Below are 16,346 nucleotides of genomic sequence, written 5' to 3' on the forward strand. Positions count from 1 at the left end.
CATTCGGCGAAGGGGACCTTGCAGATCAGGATGACCTGATAGCCGGTCGGGTCGTGACGAAGGATGTTGAGGACGCGCTGCAGGCCGGGACTGTGATGGCCGATCGGTTGCGAACGGAACTCTTCAATGAATTGCCGGTCACGTTCCGCATCGATCTTGTACACCATGGTCAGACCCCGACTGCTCCGCGCTTCTTTTCCGGCCGGTGGGCCGCGAGCACGGATAATATCCGCGACAGATCGTTTGTCACATAGTCCGCATCGGGAAGCTTCGTGCATCCCAGATCATAGGCGATCACCACGAGACCGGCGGCGCGCGCGGCACGGCGACCGGTGGCGCTGTCCTCGACCGCCGCCACCTGATCGGGCCTCAGCTTGAGACGTGCGGCGCCTGCCATATAGGGTTCGGGATCGGGCTTGCCCTTCGCCACGTCATCGAGGCTCAGCGTGAACTGCATCACATCGGCGAGGCCCAGCGCATCGATATTGGCATCGAGAATCACGCGGCCGGCATTCGACACGCAGATCTGGGTGATGCCGGCCTCATCGAGCGCCTTGACCGTCTCGAGCGCCAGTGGCATCGGCTTCAGGACCTTGCGGTGGCGCACATAATAATCGTCATTGGCGCGGTTCCACTCGGCCTCGCTGGCCGTGGCCGGCATGCGCGCCGCAATCGCCTTCCACACATCGCCCATATGCACACCGCGGAACTCATCGCCCTGGATATCGGAAATATCGACATTCCAGTTGGCGCAGGCGGCCAGCAAGGCATCGTGATGCAAAGGCTCGCTGTCAACCAGCGTACCGTCCACATCCCAGGCTACAGCGCGAATAGTCATCAGGTCTCCTTGATATCGAGCGCCGCGATCGGCGGATAAAGCTTGCGGAAAGAGGCGTAGCCTTGCGCATAGGCGCCGGCCTTGGCGGGATCGGGCTCAAGCCGGTCGGCATGGCTCACGAAACGCGAGATGGCCGACCAATCGGTGGCGAGGCCCATGCCCATCGCCGCCGTGTAAGCGGCGCCGAGACAGGAGCCTGGATGGCCGGCGAGGCGTTGCACCGGCTTCTGCAACACATCGGCGACGATCTGCATCCACACGGTGCTCTTCGAGCCGCCGTCGGAGGCGAGATAGATCTCGGTGGCATGGCCCATGTCGTTCAACACCTCGATATGATGCGCGATGCCATAGGCATAGGCCTCGAGCAAGGCGCGCCAGAGATGTTTCGGCTCATGGGCGAGACTCAGTCCCACCACGGCGCCGCGGACATCGGCATCATGGACCGGTGTCTTCTCACCGAGGAAGTAGGGCAATATCTGCACACCCTGGGCGCCCGGCGGCACTGTTTCCGCCAGACGGTCGAGCCATTGATGCAAAGTGAGGCCGGCGCGTTCCGCCCTGTCGCGCTCGCCGCCGGCGAAATTGGCGACGAACCAGTTGAGGCCGGAGCCGCCGGTCGCCATGCAGCCATTGGGCACATAGAGGCCGGGCACCAGATGATAGTCGAGATACATGCGCGGATCGGGCGCCACGCGATCGGTGGCGATCAGCACATCGACCGAGCCGCCGAATTTTAGGAGCACATCGCCGGATTTCGCAATGCCGGCGGCAAGCGCCGAGGCAATGTGATCGGCAGCGCCGGCGGTCACCGGCGTTCCTTCGAGAAGTCCGGTTTCCTTGGCCGCCTTGGCGGTGAGGCTCCCCAACCGCTCATGCGAGAGCGTCTTGCGCGGCAGCGCCTGGCGCGGGATGCCGGCCAGCTTCACCAGCTCGTCGTCGATCTCATGGGTCGCGAGATTGACGAAGCCGCCTTCCAGCGCCCAGTTCTGCTCGACGGCGCGCTCACCGGTGAGCCGCCAGTTGATATAGTCATAAGAGCCGAAGACCGTGCCGATGCGGGCGAATATCTCGGGCTCATGCTTCTTGATCCACAGAAGCTTGGCGATGACGAGCTGCTGATTGACGCCATTGCCGGTCTTGCGCGTGAAGGCCTGCTCGTCGACCTGCTGGCGCAGCTCGGCCACTTCCGCGGCGCAGCGCGCATCGCTCTGCTGGATGCTGGGGCGCAGCAAGTGGCCCTCGGCATCGAGCAGCACGACCGCCGGCAGCATGCCGGCGGTGCCGATCGCCTTGATGTCCTGAGGCTTGAGCCCGCCGACCTCCAGCAATTCGCGGGTGATCTCGCAGACATTCGCCCACCACTGCTCGGGATTTTCCTCGGCCCCGGCCGGATGCGGCGCGGTCAGCGTCACCGGCCGCGAAGCGATATGAACGATGCGGTCCGGCAATTCGATCAGGATGCCGATCGTCGAGGTCGTGCCGATATCGAGGCCGATGACGTAAGACATGGGGGCGTGATCCGTTAACGCAGGGTCGCGACCTTGTCCATGAAGCGCTTGACGCGGGCAGCGTCGACGGCGTTCCAGGTGTTGCCGTCGACCTTGAAGTGGGTGCCGATGATGACACCGTCGGCGACCGACAGCACGTCGGTGACATTGTCGATATTGACGCCGGTATTGGCGAAGACCGGCACATTCTTCAGCGTGTCCTTCACCTTGCGCAGATCGGACTGCACCGCGGGCTCGCCGGTCAAGGGGCCCGACACCAGAATGGCATCGGCGAGCGAGGAGAAGACGGCACTCTTGGCGCGCAGCTCGATCGAACGCTGGTCGAGCGAATGGGCGAATTCAGCATTGATGTTGAACAAAAGCTTCATGTCCGAGCGGCCGAGATTCTTGCGCAAGCGCGCGGCGCCGGCGCAATCGGGCTCCCAGATGCCCATATCGGAGGCGAAGACGCCGGTGAAGATCTCGCGCACGAAAGCCGCACCCGTGACGGCGCCGATCGCGACGCTGGCCTTGGGATCCCAGAGATAATTGACGCCGAAAGGCACTTTGAGCGCCGGCTTCACCGCCTGCACGACCGCCGTCATGGCGGCAATGCCTTCATGTGGTGCGGCAAAAACATAAGGACGATCATTCTCATTGCCGAACATGATGGCGTCGACGCCACCGGCCTGCAGCTTCTCCACATCCTTCAGTACATCGGCGATGAGCTTCTCGACGCCGCCTGCCGCATCATAGAGCGGCGCGCCCGGCAAGGCCCCGATATGAGCCATGGCGATAACGGGCTTCTTCTTGGCGCCAAAGAATTCGAACGGCATGATAGTCTGTCTCCTGGTCGTGTAGTGATCGTTCAAGATGTGATGGTGGCGGGATTGGCGAGACGGATCTCGACATTGGCCTTGGCAAGCGCCTCGGCAAGCTCGCCCGAGGGCGCGGCATCGGTGATCAGCATGTCGATGCTGTCGAGGCCGGCGACCTGGACGAGCGACAGGCGATTGAATTTCGCAGAGTCGCAGAGCAGCACCTTGCGGCTGGAGCGACGCAAATAGACGCGCTTCAGCTCGCTGTCTTCCAGCGAGTAGTCGAAGAAGCCGGCCTCGGTCAGTCCGGCGGCGCCGATGAAGGCGATATCGAACCAGAGCTGCTCGAACTGGGCGACGGCGGTCGGTCCGCACATCGACATCTCATCGCCGCGCACCTCGCCGCCCGGCAAATAGACATCGCGTCTTTCGCGCCCCAACAAGCTCGCGACGCGCAGCGAATTGGTGAAGATCTTGATGGAAGGAAGCGCGCGCAGGCGCGCCGCCAGCACGAAAGCGCTCGAGCCGACATCGATCGCCACCGACTGGCGGGTGCCGAGAAGGCTCACCGCAACCGTGGCCATCGCTTCCTTGGCGGCATTGTTCTGACGCAGGCGCTGCTCGAAAGCGGGCTCCTCGCGATCGAAAGCGAGTGCGGCCGTGCCTTCGGGCGCGATGGCGCCACCATGGGTGCGCACCAGCCGGCCCTCGGTCTCGAGATCGATGAGGTCGCGGCGGATGGTCATTTCCGAAACAGCGAGCGCCGCCGCAACTTCAGCGACGGAAACGAAGCCGGTCTTGCGCAGCTGCTCGATGATATGAGCCTGGCGCAATTCGACCGGCAGGCGCCGGCCGGTCTCGCTTCGCGATTCTGTGACGTTGGAGTCAGGCGTTTCCGATGGTGACACCATCCGAATCCCCCGGTTTGCGTGAGTTCACGTGTGAGATAACACAAATGAGAGAGATATCAAACATATTCGAACATAGTTTACACCATAATTCTGTCACGCTATGTGTATTTCCGAACAAATTGTGGGAATTAAGACTGAGATGCCAAATCCAACCGCCCTTCTCGCATCCGATCTCAAAGGCAAGACCGCCATCGTCACCGGCGGCGCCACCGGCATCGGCCGGGCGATCGCCGGCTCGCTCGCGGCGCATGGGGTGCGGATCGTGCTGGCCGACCTCAATCTGGACGCGGCCAAGAAGGCGGCAGCGGAGCTCAGCCCCGACGCCCTCGCCTTCGGCCTCGATGTCAGCAAACGCGCCGAGGTGGAGCGGAGCTTCGCGCTCATCGAAAAGACGGTCAGCAATTATGACATCCTGATCGCCAATGCCGGCGTGTCGACGATGAACCGCGCCATCGACATCACCGATGAGGAATGGGATTTCAATTTCGCGGTGAACATCAAAGGCGTCTTCCTGACCAACCAGGCGGCAGTTCGCTATTTCCTCAAGACCGAGCGCAAGGGCGTGATCGTCAACACCGCCTCGCTCGCCGCCAAGGTCGGCGCTCCACTGCTCGCGCATTATTCGGCGAGCAAATTCGCGGTGCTGGGCTGGACACAGTCGCTCGCCCGCGAGGTCGCTCCGCAAGGCATCCGCGTCAATGCGGTATGCCCGGGCTTCGTCAAGACCTCGATGCAGGACCGTGAGGTCGCCTGGGAAGCGCAACTACGCGGCATCACACCGGAGCAGGTGATCAAGGAATATGTGGGGCAGACACCGCTCGGCCGGCTCGAAACGCCGGAAGATATCGCGGGATTGGCGACCTTCCTGTGCTCGGATGCCGCCCGCTTCATGACCGGGCAAGGCATCAATGTCACCGGCGGCGTCTATATGGGGTGAAGAGACTGGAGAAGAGGTTCAGGCCTCTTCCTCAACCGTCCAAGTGTGAGTGATCGTCGCCGTTTTGGCGAGCATGATCGAAGCCGAACAATATTTCTCGGCCGACAGATCAATTGCGCGCTTCACCGCGGCTTCCTTGAGGTTGCGGCCCTTCAGCTTGTAGGTGAGATGAATGGCGGTGAAGATCTTGGGGTCGGTCGGCGCGCGCTCGGCGGTCGCCTCGACATCACAACTCGTCACCGCCTCGCGGCCCTTCTCCAGAATATGCACGACATCGAAGGCGGTGCAGCCGGCAAGGCCGACGAGCAGCATCTCCATCGGCCGGATGCCGAGATTGCGGCCGCCGGCTTCCGGCGCGCCATCCATCACCACGGCATGGCCACTGCCTGATTCACCTACGAAAGTCCGGCCTTCCAGCCATTGAACGCGCGCCTTCATCGTCTTGCCACTCTCTCAATTCAGCTCGCCCGGCTATAAACCTAGAGACGGCCATTGGCCAGCGCCGCGCCGATCATGCCGGCCCTGCCCTTGAGAAATGACTGGTGGATCTGCACGTCCTTGGCCGGCTGGTGCCAGATACCGAGGCGCGCCGCCTCGCCAAGAGCGCGCCAATAAGGCCCGTCGAGGCTCGCCAGCCCGCCACCGACGACCACACGCTGCGGATCGAGCATGTTCACCAGAAGCGCAATGGCATTGCCCAGAATATGGCCACCGCGATGGAGAAGATTGACGGCACCCGGCTCACCTCTCTCGGCGGCGCTCAGCAGGTCACGGGCGGTTTCGACCGCAAGCCCCGACTCGCGCGCCCGGCGTAGAAGACCGGCGCCGCCGGCGCTGTCTTCTATGACATCGGTGCCGTCATGGCCATTGGCCAGGTCGACCGGGCTCATGCCGAGACAGATGGCCCAGCCATGAGCGCCATTATAGCAATCCTCGCCCTTCATCAGGACGCTCGATATGCCGGTGCCGGCATTGACATAGACCCATTGCGCCGCATCGCGGCCGGCGCCGAAGCGGGCCTCGGCCAGAGCCGCGGCGTGAACATCGGATTCGATCACGATCGTCTCGAAGTCGCTGAAGGCCTGGCGCAGCTCCTTCTCGCATACATGCACGCGATGAGCGCTGACGATCCGCCCATCATTGTCCACAAGCTCGCATATGCCGATACCGATCTTCGAGACTTCCAAACCGGCGCGCAGTTTCGCAACGCTGTCTTTCAGCTGCGCCAGATAGGCGGAACCCGTTTCGGCAAGCACAGGCGTATCGAGGATCTCCTCGGCGATCACCTCGCCCTTGGCGAGGTCGATGAGACCGATCGCCGTCTTGCTGCCGCCGATGTCGATGCCGATCGCGCGTGTCATGGTTTTACCTGATAGTGGGGAGCGACGCCGAAAACGAATTCGGCCGGTTCCTTGCCCATATTCCAATATTGATGCTTCACGCCGGCCGGAATGAAGAACCCATCCTTGGGATGGATCTCGAACCAGGTCTGGCCGTCCTGCTCAGGCACCAGCACATTGAGCGTACCGGAGAGCAGATAGAGACATTCGTCACCATCGTGGACTTGGAGCGAAGAAGCGCGGCCCGGCGCGACGCTGCTGCGACCAGCGGTCAGATGCTCGGTCGCGGCATAGAGACCCGTCAGCATGCCCTGGTCCTTGCCGTCGAGTTCCCACAGGAGATCAGCATCGCCCATCACCCGCATGGTGCCCGACTGGCGCCGCTCATCGGCGGCCATCGGCCAGCGGCCGATGAATTCGATCTGCTGGTATTTCGACTGCTCTACATAAGGCCTCGTGCGGGCATAGGGACCCGATGTGCCGGTCGAGGGCGGTGGTGCGAAATATTCGAGCACCCGCAAAGGCTCATCTGAAAGGCTGAAGCCATGATGCCAGGTGTTCTTGCGGAAGAAGATCGCCTCGCCCGCTTTCGCCACATGCACTTCGCCGGTCTCGGGATTGGCTGACCCCAGAGTGCCTTCCAATACATAAAGAACCTCATCGGCGCCGAAGACGGTGGGACGGTCCTTCGAATGACGGAAGGCGCCGCGCGGCGGCAGGCCGAAAACGAGCTGATGGATCTTGTCGGTCGAGGCATAGATCCAGTCATCGACGAACCCCGCCTGCTCATCGCCCCAGAGGAAGCGCGTCACCCCGGCATAGGGAATGTGGGTGGCGCCGCTGAAAGTAGGGCGCGGCGAGGATTTATAGGCCATGGGTCTCCCGCTTGAATGAAGGCTCTTGATTTTGAACTGACCGGACAGTACAATAAAAAAATGGGGAAAGGCAAGACCAAGCGGAATACTCGCGATCTCATTCTCGATGCGGCCGAGATTATCGTCGATCGGGATGGCGTGAACTCACTCACCTTCGATGCGCTCGCCGCCGAGGCAGGTGTCAGCAAAGGCACGACGCTCTATCATTTCGACTGCAAGGAGGCCCTGACCTCCGCAATGATCGAACGTTTCGTCGCCCGCTTCGACACCGCCTGGGCCGATGCCATCCATGAGGACAAGGAAACACTCGGGCGCAAGGTACGCGCCTATGTGACGGCGACCTTCAATGGCGAGGCGATCACCGGGAAAACCTTCGACAAGGTCAATGGTGCGATCACCGCGGCCTTGACGAATTTCCCCGACCGCGTCGAGCCGGTGCGCCAGCAGGGCCAGCGCCATCAGGCGGCGATCGAGGCCGATGGGCTCGACCCGGTCTTCGCCACCATCATCCGCATGGCCAATGACGGTCTGTGGTTCGCCGAGAGCTTCAACCTCATGCGCTACGACCCGAAGCTCAAACAGGCGGTGGCCGAGCGGCTCGTCTCCTGGTCGAAGCTGCAGAACCTGCCGACCGCCGAGACGCGCGGCGGTGGAGACGCGGCGCCCCAGGACAAGAAGCTCGTCGCCGGCGAATAGGCCTCAGAGCTTCTGCCCAACTTCCTTGAGGATCCAGTCGCGGAACAGCTGCGTCTTGGTGGGCAGGCGCTTTCCCTCGGGATAGACCAGATAAAAATTCGTTCCCGAATTCGCCATGACGTCGAAAGGCTGGATCAATTTGCCGGCCTTGAACTCCTCGGCGACGAAGCTCAGATGCACCAGCGCCAGGCCATGGCCGGCGCTCGCCAGGACCGCCGCCATTTGCTGTGTCTCGACATCGATGCCGGGCCGCTTGAAGGCGGCCGGCGGTTCGATGCCGGCGGCGGTGAACCAGACCGGCCACCAGTCGTCGGTCGGCCCGATGAATATGCAGTCGGTCAAATCGGCGGGCATCTTCGGTCTGCCGATGCGCTCATAATAGGCCGGATGGCAGACGACGGTGAAGTTGCCGCCGCCGATGCAATGGCTCTCGAGACCCGGCCAGTCCCCCTTGCCGGTGCGGATGGCGATATCGACGCCATCATCATGGAAATTGACGAGATGCTGCGAGATATCGAGGCGCACCGCGATCTCCGGGTTCTCCATCTGGAAAGAGCCGAGGCGCGGGGCCAGCCAGTTGGTCGCGAAAGTATGGAGCGTCGAGATCACCAGGAGATTGGCGGTCTCGGCTCTGGCCGAACGAAAGGCCTGGTTCAGATCACCCAGCGCCTGGCGCACCAGGGGCGCCACGGTGCGGCCATGCTCGCTCAAAGCGACACCCCGCGCCTCGCGCCGGAACAGAGCAGTGCCGACGAAATCCTCGAGCAGCTTGACCTGATAGCTGACCGCCGACTGGGTCATGTTCAATTCATTGGCAGCCTTGGTGAAATTCAGGTGCCGGGCCACGGCGTCAAAGACCTTCACGGCCTGTAAGGGAGGGGTTTCAGCCATTGTCGAGCCATCAATACAGTTGATGCCTCATACCAGATTTCGCGTTGGAAATGAAGGGAAATGCGGCTCATATTCAGCATCAGTTCGATGGCTTACAGCAATCCACGAGGCCCAAAATGACACTCGCGACCCGCTTTTCCCGCTTGTTTTCGCTGGTTCAGACCGGTTCCGCCTCGGGCCGCGCCGTCCCCCGGCTCGACTCGCTGAGGCTGAGCAATCACGATCTGGCCGACCTGAATCTGCCGCCCCAGTATCGGGCGAGACTCGATGTCGACCGGACCTATGAGATCAACGGCCGGCCCCTGTAACGCCGCAAGGGCCCCTGCGGGGCCCTTGTTGGTTTAGCGCTTCGACTTCAGCCCGGTTTCGACGAGCAGTCCCTTGCGCTTGGCGATGTAATAATAGCCGCTCGTATAGTAGCGCAGCGCCTTTTTCTCGTTGCCGCCGGCCACGAGATAGGCGCCCGCAAGATATTTCACGCCATATCTCAGATTGGTGTCGGCATCGAGCAGGCCCTTGGCAGGACCGCGATAGCCCATGGTGCGGGCGGTCGCGTATTTGATCTGCATGAGGCCCCAATTGCCGCGATGATAGGCGCGTGGATTGTATTTGCTCTCGCGCTTGACCACCCGGTGCACCAGCGTTTCCGGCACATTGTACATCGCGGAATATTCGGTGATGGCCGCGCTGATCTCGTCGGTTGCCTGAGCGCGAACCGGGCTCGAAATGCCCAAAGCCGCCAACAGCACCAGGCCGAGGACGGCCACAATCTTCGGTAACATTAACCCTCGCTTGCCCACTGATCCGTGTCTCCCCATACAAAGAACGAAGACGACCGGCAAGCGCCACACCTCAGCCCTTCAGGAAGCGCGAAATCATCTTCTCCTCGCCAAGAAGGCCGCGCGGTCTCAGCACCAACAGAGCGGCAAGCGCGACGCCGATGAGCACGATCTGCAAGGCGGCGGCGCGCGCCTGATATTCTCCGGGCACGAAGGCGGCGAGCATGGCGCCGGTGACACTCCACAGGCCCCAGACCAGCACGGCGCCCAGAAGCGCACCGCGATTATTGCCGGAGCCGCCGATGATCAGCATGGCCCAGACCTGGAAGGTCAGAGTCGAGATGTAATTCTCGGGCGCGATGAAACCGATGAAATGCGCCTGCACCGCTCCCGCCAGCCCCATGATGGCACTGCCCAGCGCGAAGGCCTGGATGCGGAAGAGATTGGCGTTCTTGCCGAGCGACAAAGCGGCGGCTTCATCCTCGCGGATGGCACGCAGCACGCGTCCCCACGGGCTGCGCACCAGCCGCTCCAACGCATAATAGAGAAGCGCCGTAACCGCGCCGACCAAAGCGAGATTGGCGAGATTGAAAATGATCGGCCGGTCCTCGAGCCCGCCAAAGGCGCGCGGGATGAAACCGATGCCGAAGGGCCCGCCGGTCACCGTCTCGGCATTGAGCGCGACGAGCTGGATAGCGATGGCGATGCCGAAGGTGGTGATGGCGAGATAATCGGCGCGCAAACGCAAGGTGATGGCGCCGATGAGCGCCGCAGCGGCCCCCGAGACGACCATGGCGGCAATCCAGCCGAACCAGACCGGCAGGCCGAGGCCGCCGAAGCGGCCAGCGGTCTCCGGTGTGGTGAGCAGCGCCGACACATAAGCGCCAATGGCGACGAAGCCGGCGACTCCGACATTGAAGAGGCCGGTCTGGCCCCATTGCACATTGAGGCCGAGACAGATGATCCCGTAAGTGAGTGCCGTCACCAGGAAGAAGGCGGCATAGGCAAGGATATCGAGCATCAGCTGCGCCCTCCGAAAAGACCGGAGGGCTTGACCAGCAGCACCGCGATCAGAATGAGAAAGGCGATTGCCGCGCGATAATCGGCGCCGACGATTTGCACCGCAGAGGCTTCGGCGACGCCGACGATCAGCCCGCCGATCACGGCGCCCGGCACGCTGCCGATGCCGCCCAGTATCGCCGCGGCGAAAAGCGGCAGCAGCAGGTCGAAACCCATGAAGGGCCGGATCTGCACGGTGATGCCGAGCATGACGCCCGCGGCACAAGCGAGTGCGCCGCCGATCATCCAGGTGGCGCGGATGACATGGTCGACATCGACGCCCGAGACGCGCGCCAAGACCGGATTCTCCGACACGGCGCGCATGGCGCGGCCGGTCGGGCTCAGCGCCATGAAGCGCTCCATGACGATGACGATCACCAGAGTGAAACCTAAAAGAAAGACCTGGTCGGGCGTCAGCCGGATGCCGAGGCCCAAGGGCGAGGCGATCTGGATGTCACGCGAAAAATAAGCCGGTTCGGAGGTGAAGAGGAATTCGAGCAGGCTGCGGAGCGCCATCGAGGCGCCGAAGCTCGCCATCACCATGACGATGGCATTGCCGCGCTCGCGCAATTTGGCGAAGAGGATGCGATCGAGGACGAGAGCCAGAAGACCGGTGAGCACAGCGGCGAGAAGGCCCGCCAGGAGCACCGGCCATCCGAAGGACAAGGCGCCGATCGTTCCCGACCCGCCGAACATGGCGCCGAAGCCCGAGGCCAGCGCCAAAGTGAAATACGTGCCCCAGGCGAGGAACTCACCATGGGCAAAATTGGCGAAGCGCAATATCGAATAGGTCAGCGTTACGCCGATGGCGCCGAGGCCGATGAGCGCGCCCATGATGAGGCCGTCGGCGATGAATTGCAGATTCATGCCGCCCCCTTGACCGGGGCGACGCCCAGATAAAGCTCGCGGATCACCGGATCGGAAGCGATGTCGGCAGACTTGCCTGCATGCGCGGTGCGCCCTTCGACCAGGATGATGGCGCGGTCGGCGAGCGCCAGCGCCGCCTTGGCATTCTGCTCGACCATCACGATGGTGATGCCGGTATGGCGGATCTCGGCGAGCTTGGCGAAGACCTGGCCGACGAGCTTGGGCGAAAGGCCGGCGGACGCTTCATCGAGCATCAGGATGCGAGGACCTGAAATCAAGGCACGCGCCACGGCGAGCATCTGGCGCTGACCGCCCGACAGGCGGCCTGCCGCCAGTTGATGCTGGCGCGCCAGATCAGGGAACAGCGTCAGCATCGCGTCGATCTTTTCCGCGCGCTCAGGCCTGGGCAGGATATCGGCGGCGAGGCGCAGATTGTCGGTGATCGACATCAGCGTGAAGACATTCTCGGTCTGCGGCACGAAGCCCAGGCCCTGGCGCGCCAGGAGATGCACCGGACTCTTGGTGATGTCGCGGCCGTCGAGCGTCACGCTGCCGGCAAATTTCGGCACCAGACCGGCGATCGCCTTGATGAAGGTCGATTTGCCGGCGCCATTGGGCCCGAGAATGGTGACGATCTCGCCTTCGGCGACGGCGAGGCTCACGCCGCGCACGATCGGCGCGCCCGGTTCATAACCGGCTTCGAGATCACTAATGGCGAGGATCGTCTTCGTCATGTGCTGCCGGTGCCCAGATAGGCGTCGATGACCTCCGGATTCCGGACGACCTCCGACGGCGTGCCTTCGAACAACATGCAACCCGCCGCCAACACGAAGACATGGCCGCAAAGCCTGGCCACCAGATCCATATTGTGCTCGATGATCAGGAAGGTGATGCCGCGCCGGTTGATCTCGATGACGCGGTCGATGATCGTGTCGAGAAGGGCGGGATTGACGCCCGCTCCCGGCTCGTCGAGCAGAATGATGCGCGGATCGGCCATCAACACGCGGCCGAGCTCGAGCAGCTTGCGCTGGCCGCCCGACAGGACGCGCGCCGGCTCACGCGCGAGACGCGCCAGCCCTAGAAACTCGAGATGCGCCATCGCCTTCTCGGCATTGGCGCGTTCCTCCGCCGCCACGCGGCGCGGCGTCAGCCAGTTGGCGAAAAGGCTCTCGCCGCGCTGGCCTTGTGCCGCCGCCAGCATGTTCTCGATGAGCGTCATTTCGGCGAAGGGCTTGGGGATCTGGAAGGTGCGGCCGAGGCCGCGCTTCAGGCGGCGATGCGCCGCTTCCCGGGTGATGGCGGCACCTTCGAGCAGGATGTCGCCGGACGAAGGTGCGAAGCTGCCGGCGATGAGATTGAAGAGCGTGGTCTTGCCGGCGCCGTTAGGCCCGATGAGCCCGGCGATGGCGCCCTGCCCGACCCCCAGCGACACATTCGACACCACCTCAGCACCGCCGAAATGCTTCGAGACGGACCGTACTTCCAGCATACCCCTTCCTTTACAAGACCCTCAGCTGTTATCATTCCTCCTGCTCCATCACCAGCCCACAGGAAGCTTTTTGCCATGGCCGCTGTCGCAGACGACAGTTTCGAGCTTTACGACCTGCGCGTCGAGGTCACCGCCCCGGAAGGCGCCAAGATCTATTGCGGCGCCAAGGTGGGCGATTATTTCGAGCTCAAAGGCGAGATGCTCTATCTGCCGCCGGGCCAAGGCATCTCCATCTATTCGCTCGCCGCGGTGCTGCCGCTGCTCGCCGCCAAGCAGCGCGAGACGCATCCCAATGACTGGATGTCGACCGATGCCGAGATCGCCTGCCCCGATCCCAATTGCCCGAGCCGCCTGCGCATCATAAGAGGGCCCAAGCGGCGCTTCCGCCATTCCGAAACCACGGCGGTCAAGCTCGATAAGGACTGAGACGATTGACCAAGACTGAATTCTTCGACCTCCGCCCCGGCTACCAGATCTCGCGGGTCATCCGCGGCGGCTGGCAGCTTGCCGGCGGCCATGGCGCCGTCGAGCCCCGAGAAGCGGCGGCCGATCTCGCCCTCTTCTGCGACGCCGGCATCACCACCTTCGACTGCGCCGACATCTATACCGGCGTCGAGGAACTGATCGGCGAATTCAGATCGCAGTATAGGGACAAGCACGGGGCGGAAGCGCTGAAGCGCGTCAAGATCCATACCAAATGCGTGCCCGATCTTGAGCTCTTGCCGAAGATCAGCAAAGCCCATGTGCAGACGATCATCGACCAATCGCTGCGGCGCTTGCGCATGGAACGGCTCGACCTCGTGCAGTTCCATTGGTGGGACTACGCAGTCCCGGGTTATATCGAGACCGCTTTGTGGCTCAAGGAGCTGCAACGGGACGGTAAAATCGATCTTCTCGGCGGCACTAATTTCGATACACCGCGGTCGGCGGAACTGATCGCGGCGGGTTTTCCGCTCGCCAGCATGCAGGTGCAATATTCACTGCTCGATGCGCGGGCGGAGAACAGCCTCGTCGCGCTGTGCAAGAAACATGACGTGTATCTTCTCTGCTACGGCTCGGTCGCCGGCGGCTTCCTGAGCGACCAATGGCTCGGCAAGCCCGAGCCCACACCGCCCTTCGAGAACCGGTCGCTTACAAAATACAAACTGATCATCGATGATTTCGGCGGCTGGGCGCTGTTCCAGGAATTGCTCGCGACGCTGCGCCGCATCGCCGACGCGCATGCGAGCGACATCGCGACGGTGGCGAGCCGCGCCATGCTGGAGCGCCCGCAAGTCGGCGCCGTCATCGTCGGCGCGCGCAACCGCCATCACCTCGCCGCCAACCGCGCCATCTTCGATCTGAAATTGTCGCCGCAAGATCACGCGGCCATCGCAGGCGTGCTCGCGCGACGGCAAGGACCGGACGGCGATACCTTCACCCTCGAGCGCGACCGGCATGGCCGGCATGGTTCGATCATGAAATACAATCTCAACCGGGAGGCCTCATGACACCGCTCGCCGAAGCCGCCGCCCGCGAGGTGATCGAGCTCCATGCCTTCTTCGTCGAGGCTTTTACCGGCCGCAAGCGGGAGTTCCGCCGCGCCGAGCAGGCCTTTTCACCGGATCTCGTGATGGTGAGCCCGGAAGGCCGGCGCGCCAATCGGCTCCAGATCCTGGACGCCCTGGCGAAAGCCCGGGCTCGGCCCGATTTCCGCATTTCGATCCACGACATATGGCCGATCAGCGAGACCCAACACAGCGTCTTGCTCCACTATATCGAGGAACAGTATCGTGACGGCGAGACGTCGAAACGCGTGTCGGTGGCCCTGTTCGAAGCCGCCCCCGACGCGCCCTGCGGCGTCGTCTGGCGCTATTTGCAGGAAACCTGGATTGCAGTCTGACAAGAGGCAGGATGGCCTGCCCTATAGGGAGGAAAAGATGAGATACGCTCTACTGGCCATGACCGCTCTGGCGGGTCTGGCTTTCACCTCGGCCGCCGGCAAGGCCGCCGATTGCGACATCACCGTCGGGCTGGTGATGGAACTGACCGGGCCGGCCGGCCAATATGGCCAGGCCGGTGCTAAATCGGTCGAAATGGCCTTCCGCGACATCAATGACGCCGGTGGCGTGATCGACGGCTGCAAGCTTCTGACCGACACGCGCGACAGCCAGAGCCAAGGCAATGTGGCGGTCGACGTCGCGGCCCAGCTCGTGCAGGTGAAGAAGGTGCCGGCGCTGATCGGCGGCATCATCTCCTCGGTATCGATCCCGATCCTCACTTCGGTGACGGGCCCGGCGAAGGTCGTGCAAGTGTCGCCCGCCTCGTCCTCGCCGACGCTGACGGCGCTCGGGCGCGAAGGCAAGACCAATGGCGTGTTCTTCCGCACCATCACGTCGGACGCGCTGCAAGGTGTGGCGGCGGCCAAATATGCGCTCGACCAGGGCTTCAAGAAGCTCAGCGTCATCCATGTGAACAACGACTTCGGCGTCAACATGGTGAACGAGTTCTCGAAAGCCTACAAAGCGCTGGGTGGCGAGATCGTGTCGGTCACGCCCTATAACGAAAAGCAGCCGAGCTATCAGGCGGAAGTCACCGCCGCGATGTCGGGCTCCCCCGACGGACTCTATCTCATCTCCTACCCGGTCGACGGCGCCACCATCGCGCGGCAATGGATCTCGCAGGGCGGCACGCCCAAGTTCCTGCTCAATGACGGCATGAACAGCCCGGAATTCATCACCAATGTCGGCGCCAAATATCTGGACGACGCCTATGGCACCTCGTCCGGCACCAACCCGACGCCGTCGACCGACTACTTCATGAAGAACTACAAGGAGTTCTCCGGCATCGAGCCGTCCAATCCGGCGGCCGACCGCTCCTATGACGCGGGCGCGATTGTCGGTCTCGCCATCGCACAGGCCGGCAAGGCCGACTCGGCGGCAATCAAGGACGCGATCAACAAGGTGCTCGATCCCAAGGGCGAGGTCATCCATGCCGGCAAGGACGAGTTCGCCAAGGCGCTCAAGCTCATCAAGGACGGCAAGCCGATCAAATATGAAGGCGTGATCGGCCCGGTGAGCTTCGATCAATATGGCGACATCACCGGCCCCTTCCGCCTGTGGCGCATCCAGAAGGGCGAGGTCACGACGGTCGGCGAGATGACCACCGCCGATGTCGACGCGATCAAAGCAAAGATCGGGAATTGATGACGTTCACGCGCGATCACGCGGCGCCCCTTCTCCCTCCCACGCGCCGCTTGCGGCGTGGGGGAGGGTGGTCGGAGCGCAGCGTAGACCGGGTGGGGGTCGCCTAATCGTCTGACACCCCACCCCCGCCCTTCGGGCGTACCCTCCCCGCAAGCGGGGAGGGAGTAATAATCT

The 16,346-nt window shown here is 62.9% G+C and carries 20 protein-coding genes and 1 pseudogene; 7 read left to right on the plus strand and 14 right to left on the minus strand.

The genetic code is table 11. The features are described 5' to 3' along the window. The 5 genes from JHL16_RS35565 to JHL16_RS33030 all read right to left on the minus strand — a co-directional run. Positions 1-278: N,N-dimethylformamidase alpha subunit family protein (locus JHL16_RS35565; protein ID WP_478142442.1), on the minus strand; the 278-nt coding region annotated here is incomplete at its 3' end. Beyond that, positions 170-838 (minus strand): HAD family hydrolase, encoded by a 669-nt coding sequence (locus tag JHL16_RS33015; RefSeq protein ID WP_200189079.1) that lies wholly within the window; start codon positions 836-838, stop codon positions 170-172. The genes JHL16_RS35565 and JHL16_RS33015, both read right to left, overlap by 109 nt. After that, a complete protein-coding gene (locus tag JHL16_RS33020; protein ID WP_200189080.1) occupies positions 838-2,346 on the minus strand; it encodes an FGGY-family carbohydrate kinase in 1,509 nt (502 codons plus the stop codon). The genes JHL16_RS33015 and JHL16_RS33020 overlap by 1 nt, the downstream gene beginning before the upstream one ends. Before the next feature lie 14 nt (positions 2,347-2,360). Next, positions 2,361-3,161, minus strand: coding sequence for a BtpA family protein (locus JHL16_RS33025; protein WP_200189081.1), 801 nt, complete (start codon positions 3,159-3,161; stop codon positions 2,361-2,363). 32 nt (positions 3,162-3,193) lie between these two features. Further along, positions 3,194-4,054 carry a DeoR/GlpR family DNA-binding transcription regulator gene (locus tag JHL16_RS33030; protein ID WP_200189082.1) on the minus strand — a complete coding sequence of 287 codons (861 nt, stop codon included), beginning with the start codon at positions 4,052-4,054 and terminating at the stop codon, positions 3,194-3,196. A gap of 139 nt (positions 4,055-4,193) precedes the next feature. On the opposite strand from JHL16_RS33030, the gene JHL16_RS33035 reads away from it, so the two are divergent. Then, positions 4,194-4,991: an SDR family NAD(P)-dependent oxidoreductase gene (locus JHL16_RS33035; RefSeq protein ID WP_200189083.1), complete on the plus strand. Its 798-nt coding sequence runs from the start codon at positions 4,194-4,196 to the stop codon at positions 4,989-4,991. An 18-nt stretch (positions 4,992-5,009) separates the two neighbouring features. On the opposite strand, the gene JHL16_RS33040 is transcribed toward JHL16_RS33035, so the two are convergent. From JHL16_RS33040 to JHL16_RS33050, 3 genes are read right to left on the minus strand one after another with little or no spacing between them, the layout of a single operon-like run. Further along, positions 5,010-5,429: an OsmC family protein gene (locus tag JHL16_RS33040; protein WP_200189084.1), complete on the minus strand. Its 420-nt coding sequence runs from the start codon at positions 5,427-5,429 to the stop codon at positions 5,010-5,012. 41 nt (positions 5,430-5,470) lie between these two features. Next, on the minus strand, positions 5,471-6,352 hold the full coding sequence (locus JHL16_RS33045; protein ID WP_200189085.1) for an ROK family protein: 882 nt from the start codon (positions 6,350-6,352) through the stop codon (positions 5,471-5,473). Then, positions 6,349-7,206, minus strand: a complete 858-nt coding sequence (locus JHL16_RS33050) for a cupin domain-containing protein (protein ID WP_200189086.1) — start codon at positions 7,204-7,206, stop codon at positions 6,349-6,351. Before JHL16_RS33050 ends, JHL16_RS33045 begins: the two co-directional genes overlap by 4 nt. A gap of 60 nt (positions 7,207-7,266) precedes the next feature. Between JHL16_RS33050 and JHL16_RS33055 the strand changes: the two genes are divergently transcribed. Then, on the plus strand, positions 7,267-7,902 hold the full coding sequence (locus JHL16_RS33055; RefSeq protein WP_200189087.1) for a TetR/AcrR family transcriptional regulator: 636 nt from the start codon (positions 7,267-7,269) through the stop codon (positions 7,900-7,902). A 3-nt stretch (positions 7,903-7,905) separates the two neighbouring features. Here the strand turns inward: JHL16_RS33055 and JHL16_RS33060 are convergent, their stop codons facing one another. Further along, positions 7,906-8,793 carry a LysR substrate-binding domain-containing protein gene (locus tag JHL16_RS33060; RefSeq protein WP_200189088.1) on the minus strand — a complete coding sequence of 296 codons (888 nt, stop codon included), beginning with the start codon at positions 8,791-8,793 and terminating at the stop codon, positions 7,906-7,908. A 116-nt stretch (positions 8,794-8,909) separates the two neighbouring features. Here JHL16_RS33060 and JHL16_RS33065 point away from each other — a divergent pair, with 116 nt between their 5' ends. Further along, complete coding sequence (locus JHL16_RS33065) at positions 8,910-9,101, plus strand: hypothetical protein (RefSeq protein ID WP_200189089.1); 192 nt, start codon at positions 8,910-8,912, stop codon at positions 9,099-9,101. Positions 9,102-9,134: 33 nt separating this feature from the next. Here the strand turns inward: JHL16_RS33065 and JHL16_RS33070 are convergent. The 5 genes and pseudogenes from JHL16_RS33070 to JHL16_RS33090 form a co-directional block, all read right to left on the minus strand. Next, positions 9,135-9,497 (minus strand): annotated as a pseudogene (locus JHL16_RS33070) (transglycosylase SLT domain-containing protein); the annotation flags it as partial. A gap of 148 nt (positions 9,498-9,645) precedes the next feature. Next, positions 9,646-10,593 carry a branched-chain amino acid ABC transporter permease gene (locus JHL16_RS33075; RefSeq protein WP_200189090.1) on the minus strand — a complete coding sequence of 316 codons (948 nt, stop codon included), beginning with the start codon at positions 10,591-10,593 and terminating at the stop codon, positions 9,646-9,648. Continuing rightward, the gene (locus JHL16_RS33080) at positions 10,593-11,498 is read right to left on the minus strand and encodes a branched-chain amino acid ABC transporter permease (protein WP_200189091.1); all 906 of its coding nucleotides are present in this window, start codon (positions 11,496-11,498) and stop codon (positions 10,593-10,595) included. The genes JHL16_RS33075 and JHL16_RS33080 overlap by 1 nt, the downstream gene beginning before the upstream one ends. Next, complete coding sequence (locus JHL16_RS33085; protein ID WP_200189092.1) at positions 11,495-12,232, minus strand: ABC transporter ATP-binding protein; 738 nt, start codon at positions 12,230-12,232, stop codon at positions 11,495-11,497. The genes JHL16_RS33080 and JHL16_RS33085 overlap by 4 nt, the downstream gene beginning before the upstream one ends. Further along, entirely contained in the window at positions 12,229-12,987 is a 759-nt protein-coding gene (locus JHL16_RS33090; protein ID WP_200189093.1) for an ABC transporter ATP-binding protein, read from the minus strand. Before JHL16_RS33090 ends, JHL16_RS33085 begins: the two co-directional genes overlap by 4 nt. A gap of 75 nt (positions 12,988-13,062) precedes the next feature. On the opposite strand from JHL16_RS33090, the gene JHL16_RS33095 reads away from it, so the two are divergent. From JHL16_RS33095 to JHL16_RS33110, 4 genes are read left to right on the plus strand one after another with little or no spacing between them, the layout of a single operon-like run. After that, on the plus strand, positions 13,063-13,413 hold the full coding sequence (locus tag JHL16_RS33095; protein WP_200189094.1) for a TIGR04076 family protein: 351 nt from the start codon (positions 13,063-13,065) through the stop codon (positions 13,411-13,413). Between the two features lie 5 nt (positions 13,414-13,418). Further along, a complete protein-coding gene (locus JHL16_RS33100; protein ID WP_200189095.1) occupies positions 13,419-14,477 on the plus strand; it encodes an aldo/keto reductase in 1,059 nt (352 codons plus the stop codon). Next, positions 14,474-14,869, plus strand: coding sequence for a hypothetical protein (locus tag JHL16_RS33105; RefSeq protein WP_200189096.1), 396 nt, complete (start codon positions 14,474-14,476; stop codon positions 14,867-14,869). The genes JHL16_RS33100 and JHL16_RS33105 overlap by 4 nt, the downstream gene beginning before the upstream one ends. Before the next feature lie 37 nt (positions 14,870-14,906). Beyond that, entirely contained in the window at positions 14,907-16,172 is a 1,266-nt protein-coding gene (locus JHL16_RS33110) for an ABC transporter substrate-binding protein (RefSeq protein WP_200189097.1), read from the plus strand. Positions 16,173-16,346 lie beyond the last annotated feature (174 nt).

Source organism: Taklimakanibacter albus, from assembly GCF_016595235.1.
In the GTDB taxonomy this organism is placed as follows: domain Bacteria; phylum Pseudomonadota; class Alphaproteobacteria; order Rhizobiales; family Aestuariivirgaceae; genus Taklimakanibacter; species Taklimakanibacter albus.

Coding starts and splice junctions, on each gene's coding strand:
- JHL16_RS33105 (WP_200189096.1), top strand. CDS start 14,474: ATGACACCGCTCGCCGAAGCCGCCGCCCGCGAGGTGATCGAGCTCCAT.
- JHL16_RS33085 (WP_200189092.1), bottom strand. CDS start 12,232: ATGACGAAGACGATCCTCGCCATTAGTGATCTCGAAGCCGGTTATGAA.
- JHL16_RS33045 (WP_200189085.1), bottom strand. CDS start 6,352: ATGACACGCGCGATCGGCATCGACATCGGCGGCAGCAAGACGGCGATC.
- JHL16_RS33040 (WP_200189084.1), bottom strand. CDS start 5,429: ATGAAGGCGCGCGTTCAATGGCTGGAAGGCCGGACTTTCGTAGGTGAA.
- JHL16_RS33075 (WP_200189090.1), bottom strand. CDS start 10,593: ATGCTCGATATCCTTGCCTATGCCGCCTTCTTCCTGGTGACGGCACTC.
- JHL16_RS33020 (WP_200189080.1), bottom strand. CDS start 2,346: ATGTCTTACGTCATCGGCCTCGATATCGGCACGACCTCGACGATCGGC.
- JHL16_RS33095 (WP_200189094.1), top strand. CDS start 13,063: ATGGCCGCTGTCGCAGACGACAGTTTCGAGCTTTACGACCTGCGCGTC.
- JHL16_RS33055 (WP_200189087.1), top strand. CDS start 7,267: ATGGGGAAAGGCAAGACCAAGCGGAATACTCGCGATCTCATTCTCGAT.
- JHL16_RS33060 (WP_200189088.1), bottom strand. CDS start 8,793: ATGGCTGAAACCCCTCCCTTACAGGCCGTGAAGGTCTTTGACGCCGTG.
- JHL16_RS33065 (WP_200189089.1), top strand. CDS start 8,910: ATGACACTCGCGACCCGCTTTTCCCGCTTGTTTTCGCTGGTTCAGACC.
- JHL16_RS33110 (WP_200189097.1), top strand. CDS start 14,907: ATGAGATACGCTCTACTGGCCATGACCGCTCTGGCGGGTCTGGCTTTC.
- JHL16_RS33090 (WP_200189093.1), bottom strand. CDS start 12,987: ATGCTGGAAGTACGGTCCGTCTCGAAGCATTTCGGCGGTGCTGAGGTG.
- JHL16_RS33025 (WP_200189081.1), bottom strand. CDS start 3,161: ATGCCGTTCGAATTCTTTGGCGCCAAGAAGAAGCCCGTTATCGCCATG.
- JHL16_RS33050 (WP_200189086.1), bottom strand. CDS start 7,206: ATGGCCTATAAATCCTCGCCGCGCCCTACTTTCAGCGGCGCCACCCAC.
- JHL16_RS33030 (WP_200189082.1), bottom strand. CDS start 4,054: ATGGTGTCACCATCGGAAACGCCTGACTCCAACGTCACAGAATCGCGA.
- JHL16_RS33035 (WP_200189083.1), top strand. CDS start 4,194: ATGCCAAATCCAACCGCCCTTCTCGCATCCGATCTCAAAGGCAAGACC.
- JHL16_RS33080 (WP_200189091.1), bottom strand. CDS start 11,498: ATGAATCTGCAATTCATCGCCGACGGCCTCATCATGGGCGCGCTCATC.
- JHL16_RS33015 (WP_200189079.1), bottom strand. CDS start 838: ATGACTATTCGCGCTGTAGCCTGGGATGTGGACGGTACGCTGGTTGAC.